We start from the raw sequence: 16,821 nt of genomic DNA on the forward strand, positions 1-16,821 counted from the left end.
GATCCCATCTGGCCTGATCCCATCTGAAAGTCATTCCATGCAAGCCAAGCGCAACGGCGACATATCGTTCTGGTATGCGGATCTGGGGGCGGTTCCCGTTCCGCGCCCGCCCTTGCCTGGAAACATCGAGGCCGATGTCGCCATTGTCGGCGCCGGCTATACCGGCCTGTGGACCGCCTACTATCTGAAAAAGGCGAAGCCATCGCTGCGCGTCGTGATCGTCGAGCGCGAATTTGCCGGCTTCGGCGCTTCGGGGCGCAATGGCGGCTGGCTGTCGGGCGGCTTCAGCTGGTCGCGCGAAAAATATCTCAAGACATCGAGCCGGCAAGGCGTGATGGCGATGCAGGCTGCGATGGCAGGCTGCGTTGACGAAGTGATCCGGGTCGCGACCGAGGAAGGCATCGACGCCGACATTCGCCGCGTCGACAACCTGACGGTGGCCACCAACGCAGCGCAGTTGGAGCGCGTGCGCGAAGAATGCGAGACGATCCGTTCCTGGGATGTCGACCCGAACCGCGTCGAGATGCTGAACGCCGCCTCAACGCGCACGCGCATCAACATCCGTAACGTCATGGGCGGCTTCGTCGTCCATGGCCAGGCGCGGGTGCAGCCGGCCAAGCTGGTGCGTGGGCTTGCCGATGCCGTCGAGCGGCTGGGCGTGCCGATCTATGAGAAGACGACGGTGACAAGCATCGCCAAGGGCAGCGTGACAACAGACCGCGGTACGGTGCAGGCGGAGACGATCATCCGCGCGACCGAGGGTTTTACATCAGGCATCCCCGGCGAGGAGCGGACCTGGCTGGCGCTCAACAGCGCGCAGATCGTGACTGAGCCGCTGCCCGCCGACCTGTGGCGCGACATCGGTTGGGAAGGGCACGAACTGCTCGGCAATGCGGCGCATGCCTATTGCTATGCCCAGCGCACGCGTGAGGGACGCATCACGATGGGCGGACGCGGCGTGCCTTATCGCTACGGCTCGCGCACCGACGTCAACGGCCAGACGCAGCAGGCCACGATCGACCAGCTGCACACGATCCTGACGACGCTCTTGCCGCAGACCAAGGGATGCCGCATCGATCACGCCTGGTGCGGCGTGCTCGGCGTGCCGCGCGACTGGTGCACCACGGTCGGCCTCGATCCCGCGACCCGCATCGGCTGGGCCGGCGGCTATGTCGGCCTCGGCGTGTCCAGCTCCAACCTTTCGGGGCGCACGCTGGCTGACCTTGTTCTCGGGGCAAACACCGAGCTGACGAAGCTGCCCTGGGTCAACCGCAAGGTCAGGCCATGGGAACCGGAGCCCTTCCGCTGGCTGGGCGTGCATTCGATGTACCAGCTTTATCGCATTGCCGATGGCCGCGAGGCGGCAGGGCTTGCGCGCACCTCGAAGCTGGCCGCGTTGGCCGACAGCATCACCGGCCACTAAAGCCATTTGTTCTCACGCAATTCCGGGGCAGACCCCTTTCCTGGAATTGCTCTTATCCATGGAGCTAGACTTGATCGATCTTTCGACCTTCCACGATCTCGCCAAGGCCGAGATCGGCGCGTTCTCTCCTAAGCCAAGCTCGATTGAAGGCGATCAGGTCGAGGCCGTGCGCTCGTTCTTTCAATCGCCTGACGGGACTGTCGATGTCGGCATCTGGGAATGCACGCCCGGCCGCTTCACCGCCGATCGTTCGGACTCGTCGGAGATCTGCCACATCATTTCGGGGCGCGTGGAACTGAGCCGCATCGATGGCGAGGTGCGGGAACTCGGTCCGGGCGATCTCCTCGTCCTGCCGCAGGGCTGGAAGGGCGAGTGGCTGATACGCGAGACCACGCGCAAGCTCTACATGATCCAGAGCGCCGGCTGACCGGCGCTACGGCTATGGCGAGCTCAGTGATCGATCGGCCCCTTCGGCGAGACCAGCGCGGTGCCGGCGGTCGTCGGGCGCTCGATCAGGCGGCGCACGCGCGGCGGTTCGTCGCCGCTGTGCAGCGCCCGCACCCGCTCGCCGACGACCGCGTCGGCATGGGTGGCGCGCCGGTTGTGGCGGATGTATTCCAGCCAGGTCGGCGTGTGGTAGTGTTCGATCCAGACTGCGGGATTTTCTAGGTCCCGAGCCAGCGTCCAGTTGCGGGCGCCGTCGCGGCGGCGGATGCGCCCGCGCTCGGCCATGGTGGCGAGGAATTCGGGCACATCTTCGTCGCGGATAATGTACTCTATCATGATGGCGATGGGGCCGCTGCGCGGCTTCAGGTCGAGGCCGAGATGCGGCTCCTTGAAGCGGTTGAGCGGGTCGAGGTTGAGAGTCGTCTGCTGCGGCAGCGGCAGGAACAGGCCGATGGCGCCGCCAACAAGCATCGCGATGGCCGCCGCAATCAGCGCGGTTTCGGCGCCATGCGCATCGGCAACGACGCCCCAGATCCAGCTGCCCAGCGCAATGCCGCCGAAGGTCGCCGTCTGGTAGACCGACAGCACCCGGCCGACGACCCAGCGCGGCGTCGACATCTGCACCGTGACGTTGAAATGCGACAGCGCGATCACCCAGCAGGCGCCGCCGATGAGCAAACCCGCCGCAGTCTGCCAGGCATTGAGGCTGATGGCGGCATTGAAGGCGCAGACGGCAAAGCCGGCGAAGGCCATCCGCACCATCGTCTCGCTGGACAGCAATTGTCTGAGACGCACGCTTATCAGCGCGCCGCCGACGGCGCCGATGCCGAAGGCGCCGAGCATGATGCCGTAGGTCAAGGCATCGCCCTTGACGACGTCGCGCGCCACCAGCGGCAGCAGCGCCAAAACCGCGCCGGCGCTGAAGCCGAAGGCGAAGCCCCTGACCAGCACCTTGCCGATGTTGGGCGACATGGCGACATAGCGCAGGCCGGCGCCCATGGCGGCGCCCAGCGTCTCGCGCGGCAGCGTCGAGACCGGCAGCTCCGGCTTCCAGCGGAAGAGCACGATGATAAGACCTATATAGCTCAGCGCATTGGCGGCGAACGCAGCAGCCGCACCAGCGGCGGCAACGATGATGCCGCCGATCGCCGGGCCGACGCTGCGTGTCAGGTTGAAGCCCAGTGAATTGAGTGCAACCGCGGCCGGCAGCTTGTTGCGCGGCACCATGTCGCCGACCGATGCCTGCCAGGACGGGTTGTTGAGCGCCGTGCCGCTGTCGATCAGGAAGGTGAAGGCAAGCAGCGTCCACGGCGTCATCCAGCCGTTCCAGGTGAACAGCGTTAGAAGTGCAGAGACGACCAGCATGAAGATTTGGGCGATCAGCATCACCTTGCGCCGGTTGAAGCTGTCGGCGATGGCGCCGGCGACGAGTGCAAACAGCATGATCGGCAGAGTGGCCGAGGCCTGGACCAGCGCCACCTGATAGGGCGACGTGGCGATGGTGGTCATCATCCAGGCGGCGCCGACGCCCTGGATCAGGCCACCGAAATTCGACACCAGACTGGCCGACCAGACGGCGCGGAAGATGCCGTGCCGGAACGGCGCCAGCGCCGAAACGCGTTCGCTGTCCGGCTCGTCATCGATCATCAGACCTGTCCCACCTTAACGTGCTGGTTTCGTCCGCCGGGACGACAATCATGGCATCCGTTTGAAATAGAGCACGACATCCAAAAGGGCGAACGCGTCTTCGAAAAAGATCATGATCCAACAACAGGATAGCAAGGCGAAAATACGTCAGCCGGGAAGGGTTCGCTACCCAGAGCGATGTTCTCATTGGTCCACTGCTCGGGCTGTCGGCCGCGCGCGAAGTCAGCTTCTGTCCCGGGCAGCGGTATGCAAGGCTTCGGTCAGCGTGCCTGTCGTCTCGCCGCCGGCGTGAAGGCGCAGGAAAAGCTCCATGCCGACAAGCCGCAGCCTGGACGGTTGCTCGCGCCGGGCCAACTGGACCATGTCCTCCAAATTGGCGGCGGGCCATTTCAAGGCATCGCGCAGGAAACCGCCGCGTAGCAAAGTCTCCGTGCCGGCCGAAAATTGCGACGACATCTCGAAGCCGATCTTGCGCGCATGGACGTTCTGGCGCGGAATATGCTTTTCAGCGACCTTTCGCAAAAGCCATTTTCCTGTCTTGTCGCGGTATTTCTGCCGCCTCGGCAAATGGATGGCGAAGTCGATCAGGCGGTTTTCCAGGAACGGGACCCGCAGTTCCACGGACGCCGCCATGCTCAGCCGGTCGTGCCGGTGCAGGATGTCCTGCAGATGCGAATAGAGGTCGTAGAGGCAACTACCGAGAAAGGCGCGATCGGCGGGCGGCGTCACCGGCTCCAGCCGGTCGAAGATCTCGGTTTGCAGGAAATTCAGCTCCGGCGACAAAGCACGCAGGACCATGCTGCGATCCATTTGTGAGTGGCTTCCAGCCGAGACCTTGTAGGGGGCATGACGCTGTTGCTCGAATCTCCGGTCGAGCGAGCGCTTCGAATGGACCAGGAGCCGGGGCCACGACCAGGAACGCCACTTCTTCATGCTCAAGGCCTGCAATGGGTAGCCGCCAAACAATTCGTCTGCGCCTTCGCCGGTGAGCAGCACCTTGACGCCATCGGCCCGGCATTGTTCAGCAAGCGCCAGCAGCGCGACATGGCTGGCGTGCCAGCCATCGCTTTCAAGATGCCAGATTACCCTTGGCCAAAGTTCGAAAAACCGGTTCCTGTCGACCTGCACCCGGCGCAAGGGCACGCCCACATGGCGGCCGGTGCGTTCGGCGTCTTCGGCCTCGCTGTGACCGAGCTGCGGGTCGACGACATAACCATGGACTTCCGGCCTGAACCGCTTTGCCAGCGCCGTTATCAGGCCGGAATCGACACCGCTGCTGCAGGCGGTGGCAACGCTGGTATCGGCGATGCAGTGAAGTCCGACGCTGTCCTTGAGCAACGCCTCGAGCGTCGCCATCTGTTCAGCATCAGCGGATGCATCGCCGGTAATGCGCGCGGTCTCCAGCACGTCCAGCACATGCCAGAAGCGGCGCTTCTCGATAACGCCATCGGTGATCTTCCACAGGCCGGCGGGCGGCAGGCGCTCGATGCGGTCGAACAGGCTGTAGCTGGAATCGCGGCTCTGCCAGGCAAGCCGCAAGGTGATCTCGCGGCTGTCGATGTCGCGCGGAAAACCGTCGCAGGCGAGGATCGCCTTGTCCTCCGAGGCGAACAGGATTCGCTCCGGCGTGTCGGCCACCGACATCGGCTTGATTCCAAGACGGTCACGCGCAAGCCACAGCGCACTGTTGCGAGCGTCGAAATAGGCGAAGGAAAACATGCCGTCGAACAGCGGCACGGCTTTTTCGGGACCCCAGTGATGCAAGGCTTCGAGAACCACTTCGGCATCGCAGATGGTTCGAAAGACGACGCCTTGGGCCTGCAGCGTTTCGCGCAACGAGCGGTAATTGTAGACCTCGCCATTGTAGACGAGAACGCCATCGCCGGAAGAAGTCAGCATCGGCTCACGGGCGGCGGGCGAGGGATCGATGATGGTAAGTCGGCGGTGACCGAGCGCCAGCCGATTGTTGTGCCAGCTGTCATGATCGTCGGGGCCGCGATGTACCAGCGCCTGCATCATGCTGGCGACATCCGACAGGTCGTTGGCGTCGATCGGGTTTCGTTTGCGCCAGACGCCGGCTATTCCGCACATGGCCTGCCGGTGAGTTCTGCCTGAGTCATGGCCTGCAATCTAGCCGGAACACAGCCGCCTGCAAGCGCTGCCTAGAACCCGTTTTCGATGCGCTCGAAGATGACGTTGGTGAAGGCCGAGATCTGGCTGCCGATGAACGGACCGGTCAGCGCCACGACCAGCATGATGGCGACGATCTTGGGCACGAAGGTCAGGGTGATTTCCTGGATCTGGGTCAGGGCCTGGATCAGGGCGATGCCGATGCCGACCACCATGGCGACCAGCACCACCGGCGCGGACGCGACGAGCACCGTCCACACCGCATACTGGACGATGTCTAGGGCGTCGGCCTCGTTCATGTGAGCGCGCCTCTATGGAACTGTCTAGCTGGCCGGCTTTATCGAAACGCCCGCGCCGACCGGCACTTCGGTGCCGTTCTGCAGCACGGCGATCACGCCGTTGCTTGCAAGCTTGACCGAGGCCACGACGCCGGTCGTCTTGCCGTCGGCCGAGGTGATCGAGCGGCCGATCAAGGCATCGGCCTGCGACAGCGCCGACGACTGCATGATCTGGTCGAGCTTGGTGTTGGTCTGCACCGATTGCTCTACCTGCGAGAAGGTGGCGAGCTGGGCGACATACTGTGTCGAATCCATCGGTTTCGTCGGATCCTGGTTCTTCATCTCGGCGATCAACAGCTTCAGGAACGACTGGTAGTCGACCGCTGTCTTCGACGTCTGCTGGGTACCCTGGTTGGCGCCCGTGGGGATCGTCGTCGTCATGTCCACATTCATCAGCATTGTGCTCCCACGGCCAGCGGGCGCTTCGCACCCTGAACATCGTCATTGCCGCCAAGTGCGCGGCGTTCGAGCGGATAAAGCGCACGGATAGCCTTCAGCGCTTCATAGATATGGCCTTCGCCGACCATGCGGTCGATCTGCTTCAGCGCGCCACTGATCTGCTCATCCTCGAAGCTTGCCAAAAGCAAGGGCAGCGAGCGGCGGAACATGGCGCGCGCCTCGATGGCGCCGGCCGGGTTCATCAGCATCACCTGCAGGATGAAATAGAGCTGCTTGAGCGGCGTCGAGGCATCGTCGGCCTGGATGACATGGTTCTCGAGCAGGAACTGGACGTCGTTCATCAGCTCGACGGTGACCTTGCGGTCGACGCGGATGACGGCGCCGTTGATGTAGATCTTCTCGTTCGGCTTCAGCGATATCTTCAGCGTGTTGGTCATTGAATGCCGTCCCGGATGATCTGGGACACTTCGATCAGCCCTTCGAAATTGTCGGTGCGGCCCTGGCGGATGTCCTCGGCCTCGCGCAGCAGCCACAGGCCGATGGAGATGAGGTTGGCGCGCAGTTCCTTGGGCAGGACATTGTCGCTGGAACCGAGATCCTCGACGAAGGTGGTCCAGACCCGGTTGGTGAAGTGCAGCGCCTCGACCGCTTCCATCGAGGTGTGGCCGACCGCCGCCGCCGCCGCCAGCATTTCGATCGAGCGGGTCAAAAGCTGCCGCTCGCGATCTTTCGCATCGGCAACGGAGTCGGTCTGGATGTCGGCGTAGGAGAATTGGTACATCGTTTGGCTCTACCGTTGCGGTTGAGATTGTCAGGTCAGGTAGTTCAGCAGGCTCATCTGCTGCAGGCGCGCGGTCAGCGCGAAGGACGTCTCGATATGCTGCGTCAGATCCGCGACGCGGGTGGCGGCCTCGGCCGGATCGACGCCCTCCAGATCGAGGATATGGCGCTCGAACAGGTCGACCTGCGTCTTCATGCGGTCGCTCGCGTCGGAAACACGCTTCTCGGCAAGGCCGGTCTCGGCCTGCAACTGGCCGAGTCCGCCCAGCGCCTCGCCGACCATCGCCTGGGCGCGACCGACGACGGTGGTCTTCGCCGCCTGGCTGATGTTGCCGGAGAGCAGGCCGGTGACCAGGGCGGAAGCCATGGCGAGCTTGCGGATGCTGTCTTCATTGGCGCTGGCCGAGGTCTGGGTGGTTTCGCCCAGCGAAATGCGGCTGACGATCTGCTGGTCGGTGGCGTTCGACCAGTTGGCCTGCCAGCCGGCGCCCATGAACTGCGGCACGACATTGCTGGTGATGAAGCCGTCCATCTGGGCGGCGGTGATGTTGGCGGCGAGCGGATCGGTCTGCGTGAAGCCGAAATACGACGAGAAGGAAGCGTCGAACGCCGCCTTGGCCGGCGAGCCGGCGGCGGTGAAATCGTCGATCGGCTTGACGTCGGTGTTGGTGCCGGCAAACAGATATTCGCCGTTGACGCTGGCATTGAGGATAGAGGTCATCTGCTGCACGGCGGCCTTGCCGGCTTGCTGCGTGATGGTGCTCGAGGAATTGCCGGCGGCGGTCAGTGCGGTCAGCAAATTCTGCGCAGTGTCGGAAAGCTGGCCAAGCGCAGCCTGCGTCGAGGACAGCCGAGCGGTGACCAGCGAATTGGAATCGATGATGACGTTCAACCGGTCGAGGTCGCGCGAGAAGGTGACCGCCTGCGAGGTGCGCGCGCCGAGCGCCAGACCGACATCGGCGACGGTGCCGGTCGTCGATTCCTTAGTGGCTTTGACCAGTTCGCCCTGCATGCGCATCTGCTGATAGCGCGCGGCGTTGGAGAGAGCGGCTGAGGAGACGGATGTGGCTTTCATGGCTTATCCCACGGCATCGAGCAGGGCCGACAGCATGTCGTCGACGGTTTTCATCATGCGCGCCGAGGCCTGATAGGTGTGTTCGAGGTCGAGCAGCAGCGACATCTCCTGGTCGACATTGACGCCGGTGTCGTTGGACAGCGCCTCGGCGGTGCGCGATGCCAGCGCCTCCTTGGCGTCGGCGTTGCTCGAGGCCTGCTGGCGCTGGCCTTCGAACCAGCCAATGGCATTGGCGGCGTAGTCGGAGACGCTGGACGTGACGGTGATGCCGGCCGCAGCGTCGAAAGGCATCGGCTTGTCGAGCTTGTCGCCATAGCCGATCAAGAGCTGCGAATAGGAGGCGTTGCCGGCAGTGTTGGCGATATAGGCCGCACCATTGGCGCCGCCGTCGCGCAGCAGCACCGGATTGCCGCCGACGCTCGAGTCCATTGCGGCGTTGACCTTGATCGAGCCGGCAAGCCCGTCGATCAGCGTGCCGGCGGCCGGAATGGCGGGCGCACCCGACCAGGTGAACAGGCCGGTTCGGTCGGGCTGCGAAGGTGCTGTTTCGGCAAAGGCGGTGATGAGGCCGCGCGCCACTTCGTCGAGCTGGCTCTGCATCGTGGCCGCGACGCCGTCGCGCAAGGTGATGAGCCCGGCGAGCTTGCCGTCGGCGCTGGTGTTGCCGCCAGCCCCGGCGCTGACCGGCACATTGTCGATGTAGATGGTGTTGCCTGGTGTGCCGGCCGTGTAGCCCGCCGACGGGGTGAAACTTACCGAGCGCGGAATGGTCTCGAACAGTGTCGTGCCATCCTTGGTGGTGATGACCATGTCGTTGTCGCCACGCGTGAAGGTCGACACCGGCACATAGTCCGCGATCTTCTTCAGCAAAGCGTCGCGCTGGTCGAGCGCGTCGGATGCGTCGGTACCCGAACGGGTTGCGGAGATGACCGCCTTGTTGGCGTCCTGGAACTGACTAAGCAGCGAGTTGAGATCGTCGACCGCCGTCGATATCTCGCCATCGGCCTGGGTGCGGAAATCCTGGATCGCGTTGGTGCCGTCGTTCAGAGCGCGCACCACCTGCTGGGCCGCGTCGATGACGCTGGAGCCGAGGTTCTGGTTCGATGGCGTAGCGGCGTAAAGCTGCAGCGCGTTCTGCAGCTTGCCGATCGCGGTCGAGGCAGAGGAGGCGTTGTCGACGCCGTTGACGGCAACGGCGAGGCGGTCAATTCCGCTGTAAAGCGTGCTCTGGCCGCTCCATGCCGATTGCGCGCTGAGGTTCTGGCGAAACAGCAGGGCGTTGGTGGCGCGCTGGATCTCGACCGAGCGGGCGCCGGGCGCGCTGCTGACGACGACCGCCGTGCGGCGGGCATAGTCGGGGTTGCTGGCGTCGGCAATATTGCGGGAAAGGACGCTGGTCTGCTTCGATGTGGTCTGAAGCGACTGTTGGGCTATGGTCAATGCGGAAGTCAGCGACATGCGGGTCTTTCACGAGGCCAGTGGGGAGGGGATGACGTCTCTGCCCTGTCGGCGGCGTCGGCGTTCGGAAACCTGCAATTCCAGACCACCCCGGCCGGTTTGCCGGTGTGGCCTTGAATTCGAAATCCGCGCACCGCGCTGCTCTGGTTTGGGTTCATTCCCCTGGCGCCCGTCGTTTATCTCTTCAGGTTGACAAGGACATCCATGAGGTCGGAACCGGTCTGGAACACTTTCGAGTTAGCGGTGTAGCTGCGCTGCGCCGCGATCATGTTGGTCAATTCCTCGGCGATATCGACGTTGGAATTTTCCAACGCGCCGGAGATGATGCTGCCGAGCTTGCCTTCATTGGCGAAGCCGATGCGCACGGTGCCGGAGTCGGTGGACTGCGCATAGACATTGCCAGGCAGTGCGGTGAGGTTGTCGGCGCTCTGGACGTCGGCCAGTGGGATCTTGAACAGCGGCTTGGTCGAGCCGTCCTGATACTGGGCGTAAATGACTCCGTCCTCGCCGATCTGGATCTTTTCGATCGTGCTGGGCGCGTTGCCGTTGACCTTGGCTTCGGAGACCGTGAAGCCGGTGCCGAGCTGAGTTAGCTTGGACAAATCGAGGTCGAGCGACGCACCGCCCGGTACGGGGATGGTAATCGAATCGACGGCGCCGGTGAGTTTGCCGGTGGTGGTGTCGAAGGTCAGGTTGGCCGTGGCCAGCGCGCCGCCCGTATAGGGAAAGGATGTGCCCGGCGTCGCCTGGGACTGGTCGAACACAGAGACCGACCAGGTGCCGGTCCCGGTGTTGGTGAAATAGAGGTCGAGCAGCTTCTTGTTGCCGAGATTGTCGTAGGTGACCATCGAGGATTTCGACGTGTATTCCGCCGTCGGGCTGTTGGTGGACGGCAGCGGACCGGCGGGCGGCGTGGCGCCGGCCGGCAGATTGGCGTTGAAGTTGCCCGCGGTGCTGGGCGTCGCGGTCATTTCCTGGTCGGAGATCTGGACCGGCACCAGCCCTTCGAAACCGTTGGCGGTGGCAGCCGGTGTGCCGTTGGCGTAGCTGTAGGCCATCAGCTGGTAGCCGGCGGCGTTGACCAGTCTGCCCTGAGCGTCGGGAACGAATGCGCCGGCGCGGGTGAGGAAAGGCGTTCCGCTGGGGTCCTGGACGACGAAGAAACCGTTGCCGTTGACCGCAAGGTCGGAAACCGAGGTCGTGTACTGCAGCACGCCCTGGGCGCTGATGGCCGAGCGGATGGTGGTGTTGACGCCGCCGGAATTATAGGCGCCGCCGACCTGCGGCATGATCAGCGTCGAAAACTCGGCCGAGGATCGCTTGTAGCCGGTGGTGTCGGAATTGGCGATGTTGTCGGCTGTGGCCGAAAGGCGGTTGGCCTGCGCGTTCATGCCGGAAACGCCGGTCCGCATCATTCCGTAAAGGCTCATCGAACGTCTCCTCAATGCCCAACATCGTTGGGCCCATCTGTGGTCGCGAGGATATAATTTCTGTCTTGCGCGAGGCTGGCGCAGACCGCCATCAGAACACCAGCCGGTAGCCAAGGAAGCGCTTGGAATCTATCGGGTCCTGGCCGAGCTTTTCGCGCAGCTTCTTGCGCAATTTGGAGATGTGGCTCTCGACGACGTTCTCCTCGACCTCTTCGTCGAAGATGCCGTAGATGGCGTTGAAGACCTGGGTCTTGGTGACGCGGCGTCCGCGGTTGCTCGCCAGATATTCGAGGATGCGGCGTTCGCGGCGCGGCAGAGGCAACGGCTGGCCATCGATCTCGGGATCGCGGCCGTCCATGAAGATGCGCATGGCGCCGATCTCGGTATAGCTGACGTCCTCATGGGCGCGGCGGCGGATGGCGGTGATGCGGGCCAGGATCTCCCGGATATGGACCGGCTTGCGGATGACGTCGTCGACACCGCTCTCGAACAGCCGCAGCGTATTTTCAAGCGAGTGCTGTTCGCTGAGCGCGATAACCGGAGCGCCGGTGCGGTCGCGGATCTGGCGTGGCGAGATGGCGCCTTCGCGGCAGTCGCCGATGAGGAAGGCTCGGACCGATCGCAAATCCGTGTCGGCGGCCGATGTCACCCACTCGCCGAATTCACCGGACGCGAAGCCTGCACAGGCGACGCCCTCACGATCGAAAAGTGAATTATAGCCTTCAGTTACGAGCTCACGCTCGTCAACGATTACAATCATCGGCCCCGCCTCCGAATCAGATCATCTGCCCCGTGGGAAGAGCCGTAACCGGTGCCGGGAATCCTGAACAACCATCATTTCTTGTAGCTATTTTCTTGGGAGTTATTTCGAGTTTCGAAATAACCGCAATCAGGAGGTTGTATCGTTGGTTGCCGAACGGGTGACGTGGCACGTCACCCGCCGGGCGTGGATTTGCAGCCGTTCGCAAGAGATGATTCACCTAATGGTTGCAGAAGTTGCGGGCGTTCGGGGTCCATTTGCCGAAGCCGGTGGCGACCATATTGGCGATGACGCGGCAGACATAGAATTTCTGCGCGGGGTCATTGTCGGGGCCGGCGTGGTAGCGGGCGACGGCCATCGACCAGCTGACATGACGCGCATGCAGGCTGGCCAGGAAGCGCGCGGCATAGTCGACATTCTGGCGCGGGTCCAGCATGTCGTCGACGCTGCGGAAATGCGCGGCGTGATAATGATGGTTGATCTGCATGCAGCCGAGATCGATGAGTGTCTTGCCCTCGCGCCGGGCTGCTTCGAAGGCGGCCAGGGCCTCGGTGCGGTTCCTTGGAAATACCGCTTTCCCCTCTATATTCAACGCATTAGGCTGCAGGCTTCCCTTCTTGCCGGTCTCGGTCAGTCCGACCGCATAGAGGATGCCGGCCGGCACGCCATAGCGATCGGCGGCACGCAAAATCTCGGGCTCGCAAGGGTTGGTGGCGGCGGTGGCCGGCTTGGTGGCGAGGCTAGATAAACATATCGTCGCCAGCACGCTCGCGAGCAGGCGCGCCAGCGCGGCCGAATTCCTGGGCATCGTCATTGCGGTTTCTTCCCGACTGGTGGCCGCCCGAACCCGTATTGTTGCCGCTCGAGTTTCCGGGCTGAAAAGCGGACTGGTCGCGGCCTTGCGGCATTGGATGCGAGTTCGCTGCATCGCTGCGGGCCGCTGCGTGGATCGCTATCGAGGGTTGCAGGATGGTCACCTTGTCGACATCGAAGCCGAGCCCGCGCAACGACTTCACGATGGCGTCGCTGTCGGTGGCGAGACGGCGGTAAGCCTCATGGGTTTCGGGCTTCAATTCTATCGAAAGTTGTTCTCCGGAAAGCCTGAGACTGGCGGTGACCATGCCGAGCTCTGCCGGGTGAAGCTCGATCTTCAATATATGTGTCGGAACGGCAACAGAACCGGCCGTCTGGGCGGTCGTCGACGGCGTCGAAACCGCTTGCCGCAGGCCGTTATCCGAAGCCAGCGCGTCGATAAGCGCCGAAGTCGTTTGGTTTATCGGACTATGCGCCGGCGCGGGGAAGCTCTGTTCGGCGACAATGTCGACGCGCGCAGCGAATGGCGGCTGTTTTCCCTGTGTGGACGATGCCGCGGAATGGGCTCCATCGACGGACTTCGCCGACGGCGCGGACCGTTTTGCCTCGGGTGCCGAAACGTCGCTTGCCGTCTGGCCCGCCGGTAGAGGAGGCGTCGGACCATCCTGGTGCGGCAGTTTGCCGGACTGGAGCCCGATCGCGGGCAGCTTTTGCCCCTGATCCTGTGCGGAAACGCTGGTACCGGGCTTGGCCCGTTCCGATCGCGTCGTCGTGTCGAGTCTGTTGTCAATGCCGGACGCTGCGCGGTGTCTCTTCAGAGGCGACGTCTGTGCAGAAGTGGCCTCGCCAGCGGGCGCCGGTTGCCCAGTCTGTCCATTCGTCGCGATGCCGTTCCCGCTTGTCCGGACCGTTGAGAAATGCCTGATATCGTGCAGCGCCAGCACCAGTGGCAAATGATCCTGCAGCGATCCTGCATCCGCGTCTCGTCCGGCCACCTCAGCGTCCTTGGATGGTTTGTCCGGGCCACTATCGGCATGTTCTTTTGCGGCCTTGCCGGCAGCGGATTTCGTCCCCGTTTTGCCAGACTGGGTGTGTGGGATTTCGCTTTTGCCGGGACCGGCAGGGCTGCGTTTGGCCCAATGCAGCTCGTGCGACGCGGCCTCAATTGCTCCCTGGCCTATCGGTGTCGGCGCATCGTCGTCGCCGCGCACCATGTCGCCGAAGCTTTTGTCGCCGCCCTTGGCGTTTGAGGCCGACTGCTTCGATCCGGCGTGCGCGGGAGCCGGCAGGGCCTGGCCAACATTGGTGGTCATTTCGGGGCTGCTCCAAGCATCTGGTCGATCAAATCGAGCTGGTGACGCGTCCTCGCCATGGCGGCGTCGGTGGGATCGGTAGGCTCTACTGCGGCGGGGGCCGGCACCGATGCCGGCACGACCGGAGCCGCATCGCTGGCCGAGGCGACTGCAGGCGTTTCCGCCGCCTTTGGCTCGGGCGTGCTCGGTGCCTGCGCGGCCGGCTCACTTGCCGCCTTCGGTTGGTCGGTTGCGGGCTGTTCACTCGACGTTGTGGCGGCTGGCTGTTCCGGCATCGCGCCTTCGACCGGCGGCAGCTCTGGCTCGTCGGGTCTTTCCACGGCCGCGGTCTTGACCGGCTCCTGCCTGGCCGCGGCAGGTGCGGGCTTTTCGGCAGGCAGCGGCGCCGGCGGGGCGATGACTTCACCCGCCACGGCCTGCGCGGCATCGAGCAGGTCGCGGTCGCTTTGCGAAAGCTGGTTGCGATCGATCTTGTCCAGCTTGGCGCGGACCTCGCCGATGGTGCCGGACGTTACCGTGGACAGGCTGGAATAGAGCTGGGCGCGCGGATCGTCCTGATTGTGGATGCCGTCGCGGCCCCGTTCAGCCCTGGCCGAGGCAAAGGCGGAGAGATCGGCAAAGCCGTCGATGGCGGCGCGGCGGGCGATGCGCAGATAGATCACCTTCTCGCGTTCTGGATCCATCATTGCGGTGATGTCGGCGAGCTTGTCCTGGCTGATTGCCATGTGCAGCGTGATGACGCCGGAGACGAATGCGTCGGCGAACTGGCTGGCATAGGGCGAATAGAGGTAGTCTTCGACATATTGGGTTGAGGCAAGCGCGAAACGCGCACCGTCGCCTTGCGCGGCGGCGATGCCGACCGAGCGGCGCAGCGCTGCTTCCTCGACCAGCGTGCCGGGGCTGAGCAGGCGAGCATCGTCGAGCAGCGCAAGCGCGCTGACCGGTTGTTCAGTGGCGAGAAGCGAGCCCTTGACCAGCGCCAGAAAGGCACCGAGATCGGCGGGCAGGGTCATCGGATCGATCGGCTTCAGCGCCTCGATCGCAGCCGCTGGCCGGCCGTTCAGATAGTCGACAATGCCCTTGGCGATGGCCAGGCTTTGCGGGTCGGTCTTGGCGCGCGACACCGCCGCCTCGACGGTGACGGGGTTGCCGCCACTCATGCCATAGACCAGCAAGGCGCGAAAATTCTTCGGGTCGCTGAAATCATCTGCGTCCGCCGCGCGCAGCCTTGTGTCGGCCATTTCGAGCAGCTTGGCCTGCATCGGCAGCGCGGCGTGATCGCCGGCGGCTATGCGGTCCTGCACAAGCTGCAGCGAGCGCACCAGCTGATAGGGCTGCAATGCGTCCTCGGCGAAGGCCGATGGCGGATGGACAGCGCTCAGCAGCAGCAGCCCGACGGCGCGCCCGATGATGGCGGCGCGCCTCATCCGTCGGTCGCCATCAGGATTTCGATGCGGCGGTTCGCTGCAGCCATCGGGTCGGCCGCGATTTTCGGCTCGCGGTCGGCGAAGCCGGCGACCTCGGTGATGCGGCGCTCGTCGACGCCGCCGCGCACCAGCATGTAGTAGGCGGAATGGGCGCGCGCCGTGGACAGCCGCCAATTGTCGTAAGTGTCGCTGCGGAACGGCCGCGCGTCGGTGTGGCCGTTGATGCTGATCGTGCCTTTCTGCTCGTTGACGATGCGGCCGATCTTTTCCATCGCCAGCACCAGTTCACGCCTAGGCACCGCCGATCCGATCTCGAACATGCCGAAATCGAACTGGTCCGTGATCGAAATGACGACACCCTCGTCGGTGGCTTCGACGGAGACGCCATCGTGCAATTTGTCGCCTGGCTTGAAGGCCTCGGCCAGTTCCTGCTTGACCTGCGCCGCGGCTTTAACAGTGGCGGCCGTCGGCGCCTTTTCCGCGGCTTCGGGTTTGGGTGCGGGTTGTGCTTCGGCGGCTTCGGCCTTTGCAATCTGGGCCTTCGCTGCTTCAGCCTTGGCCTCTGCCTTGGCTTCTGCCTTGGCTTCAGCCTTGGTCAGTGGCTTATCGGAAACGGATTTCGCCAGCGGCTCGAGCGGCGCCGCGGTCACTGGCGGCGCGGCCGGCACGGCCTTCACTTCCGCCACTTGCGTCTGTGCCGCCTTGGCACCCGGCTTCAGCGGATCGCCTTCGATCTTGGTGCGTTCGGCGGTGGCTTCGGCGCCTGGTGCAGCCACCTGCTGCGACCAGAAATCCGGCGCGAACGGGTCGCGGTAGGATTGGCCGCCGGATGCGCCGGTAGCCGGGCCGGACGCCTGCGCGCCGCCATCGCCCTTCTCGCTGACATTTTGCATGACGCCGGTGTCGGTGGCGATTTCCGACAGCACCGCATAGGGATCGGCAAACAGATGCTCGTCGGAAAGATCGGTCTTCGGCGCCGATTCCTTCGATTGCTTCTTGTCGGAAGTACCGGCGCCGCCGATGCCGTCCTGTCCGGCCTTGCTGGTCTTGTCCCGCGGGTCGTCGGCCGTCAGCCCGACCTTGCTCGGACCATCGCCGAGGTCTTCAAGGCCCTTGCGGCTGGCGTTGCGATCGACCAGCTTGACCGGGTTGAAATAGCTGGCAACGGCGGCCTTGGTCTGCTCGTTGGCGGCGTTGATCAGCCACATGACGAGGAAGAAGCACATCATGGCAGTCATGAAATCGGCAAAAGCAATCTTCCAGACGCCGCCGTGGTGGGCGTCGTCGTGGTCGTCGTGATTGCGCCGCACGATGATGATCTCGTGCCTGGGCTCAGCGGCGTCGGCAACGCTCATGACGTCCACTCGTTCATAGGAGGGCC

16 protein-coding genes are annotated in these 16,821 nt (G+C 64.0%); 2 read left to right on the forward strand and 14 right to left on the reverse strand.

What is annotated here, in order from left to right; genetic code table 11:
• Positions 1 to 37 precede the first annotated feature (37 nt).
• Both NKJ75_RS01870 and NKJ75_RS01875 read left to right on the forward strand, forming a co-directional pair.
• On the forward strand, positions 38 to 1,423 hold the full coding sequence (locus tag NKJ75_RS01870; RefSeq protein WP_023744222.1) for an NAD(P)/FAD-dependent oxidoreductase: 1,386 nt from the start codon (positions 38 to 40) through the stop codon (positions 1,421 to 1,423).
• Between the two features lie 58 nt (positions 1,424 to 1,481).
• Positions 1,482 to 1,850, forward strand: coding sequence for a cupin domain-containing protein (locus tag NKJ75_RS01875; RefSeq protein ID WP_081725355.1), 369 nt, complete (start codon positions 1,482 to 1,484; stop codon positions 1,848 to 1,850).
• Between the two features lie 23 nt (positions 1,851 to 1,873).
• Here the strand turns inward: NKJ75_RS01875 and NKJ75_RS01880 are convergent, their stop codons facing one another.
• The 14 genes from NKJ75_RS01880 to NKJ75_RS01945 form a co-directional block, all read right to left on the reverse strand.
• The gene (locus NKJ75_RS01880) at positions 1,874 to 3,517 is read right to left on the reverse strand and encodes an MFS transporter (RefSeq protein WP_023744223.1); all 1,644 of its coding nucleotides are present in this window, start codon (positions 3,515 to 3,517) and stop codon (positions 1,874 to 1,876) included.
• A 222-nt stretch (positions 3,518 to 3,739) separates the two neighbouring features.
• Positions 3,740 to 5,608, reverse strand: a complete 1,869-nt coding sequence (asnB, locus tag NKJ75_RS01885; protein WP_352499080.1) for an asparagine synthase (glutamine-hydrolyzing) — start codon at positions 5,606 to 5,608, stop codon at positions 3,740 to 3,742.
• 71 nt (positions 5,609 to 5,679) lie between these two features.
• Positions 5,680 to 5,946: a flagellar biosynthesis protein FliQ gene (fliQ, locus tag NKJ75_RS01890; RefSeq protein WP_023671896.1), complete on the reverse strand. Its 267-nt coding sequence runs from the start codon at positions 5,944 to 5,946 to the stop codon at positions 5,680 to 5,682.
• A 24-nt stretch (positions 5,947 to 5,970) separates the two neighbouring features.
• Positions 5,971 to 6,378: a flagellar hook assembly protein FlgD gene (gene flgD, locus NKJ75_RS01895; RefSeq protein ID WP_023671895.1), complete on the reverse strand. Its 408-nt coding sequence runs from the start codon at positions 6,376 to 6,378 to the stop codon at positions 5,971 to 5,973.
• Positions 6,378 to 6,821: a flagellar biosynthesis repressor FlbT gene (flbT, locus tag NKJ75_RS01900; RefSeq protein WP_023744226.1), complete on the reverse strand. Its 444-nt coding sequence runs from the start codon at positions 6,819 to 6,821 to the stop codon at positions 6,378 to 6,380. The genes flgD and flbT overlap by 1 nt, the downstream gene beginning before the upstream one ends.
• Positions 6,818 to 7,165, reverse strand: coding sequence for a flagellar biosynthesis regulator FlaF (gene flaF / locus NKJ75_RS01905; protein ID WP_023671893.1), 348 nt, complete (start codon positions 7,163 to 7,165; stop codon positions 6,818 to 6,820). The genes flbT and flaF overlap by 4 nt, the downstream gene beginning before the upstream one ends.
• 30 nt (positions 7,166 to 7,195) lie before the next feature.
• Positions 7,196 to 8,239 (reverse strand): flagellar hook-associated family protein, encoded by a 1,044-nt coding sequence (locus tag NKJ75_RS01910; RefSeq protein ID WP_023683291.1) that lies wholly within the window; start codon positions 8,237 to 8,239, stop codon positions 7,196 to 7,198.
• 3 nt (positions 8,240 to 8,242) lie between these two features.
• Positions 8,243 to 9,697: a flagellar hook-associated protein FlgK gene (flgK, locus tag NKJ75_RS01915; protein ID WP_023744228.1), complete on the reverse strand. Its 1,455-nt coding sequence runs from the start codon at positions 9,695 to 9,697 to the stop codon at positions 8,243 to 8,245.
• A 176-nt stretch (positions 9,698 to 9,873) separates the two neighbouring features.
• A complete protein-coding gene (locus NKJ75_RS01920; protein ID WP_023691731.1) occupies positions 9,874 to 11,127 on the reverse strand; it encodes a flagellar hook protein FlgE in 1,254 nt (417 codons plus the stop codon).
• Positions 11,128 to 11,218: 91 nt separating this feature from the next.
• On the reverse strand, positions 11,219 to 11,887 hold the full coding sequence (locus NKJ75_RS01925; RefSeq protein WP_023683295.1) for a response regulator transcription factor: 669 nt from the start codon (positions 11,885 to 11,887) through the stop codon (positions 11,219 to 11,221).
• 220 nt (positions 11,888 to 12,107) lie between these two features.
• A complete protein-coding gene (locus NKJ75_RS01930; RefSeq protein WP_373432824.1) occupies positions 12,108 to 12,695 on the reverse strand; it encodes a transglycosylase SLT domain-containing protein in 588 nt (195 codons plus the stop codon).
• A complete protein-coding gene (fliK, locus tag NKJ75_RS01935; RefSeq protein ID WP_023686354.1) occupies positions 12,628 to 14,013 on the reverse strand; it encodes a flagellar hook-length control protein FliK in 1,386 nt (461 codons plus the stop codon). The genes NKJ75_RS01930 and fliK overlap by 68 nt, the downstream gene beginning before the upstream one ends.
• Complete coding sequence (locus NKJ75_RS01940) at positions 14,010 to 15,440, reverse strand: MotC family chemotaxis protein (RefSeq protein WP_352499081.1); 1,431 nt, start codon at positions 15,438 to 15,440, stop codon at positions 14,010 to 14,012. Before NKJ75_RS01940 ends, fliK begins: the two co-directional genes overlap by 4 nt.
• Positions 15,437 to 16,795 (reverse strand): MotB family protein, encoded by a 1,359-nt coding sequence (locus NKJ75_RS01945; RefSeq protein ID WP_352499082.1) that lies wholly within the window; start codon positions 16,793 to 16,795, stop codon positions 15,437 to 15,439. Before NKJ75_RS01945 ends, NKJ75_RS01940 begins: the two co-directional genes overlap by 4 nt.
• Between the last annotated feature and the right edge of the window lie 26 nt (positions 16,796 to 16,821).

The sequence above is a fragment of the Mesorhizobium sp. M0058 genome (genome assembly GCF_040323095.1).
Lineage (GTDB): Bacteria > Pseudomonadota > Alphaproteobacteria > Rhizobiales > Rhizobiaceae > Mesorhizobium.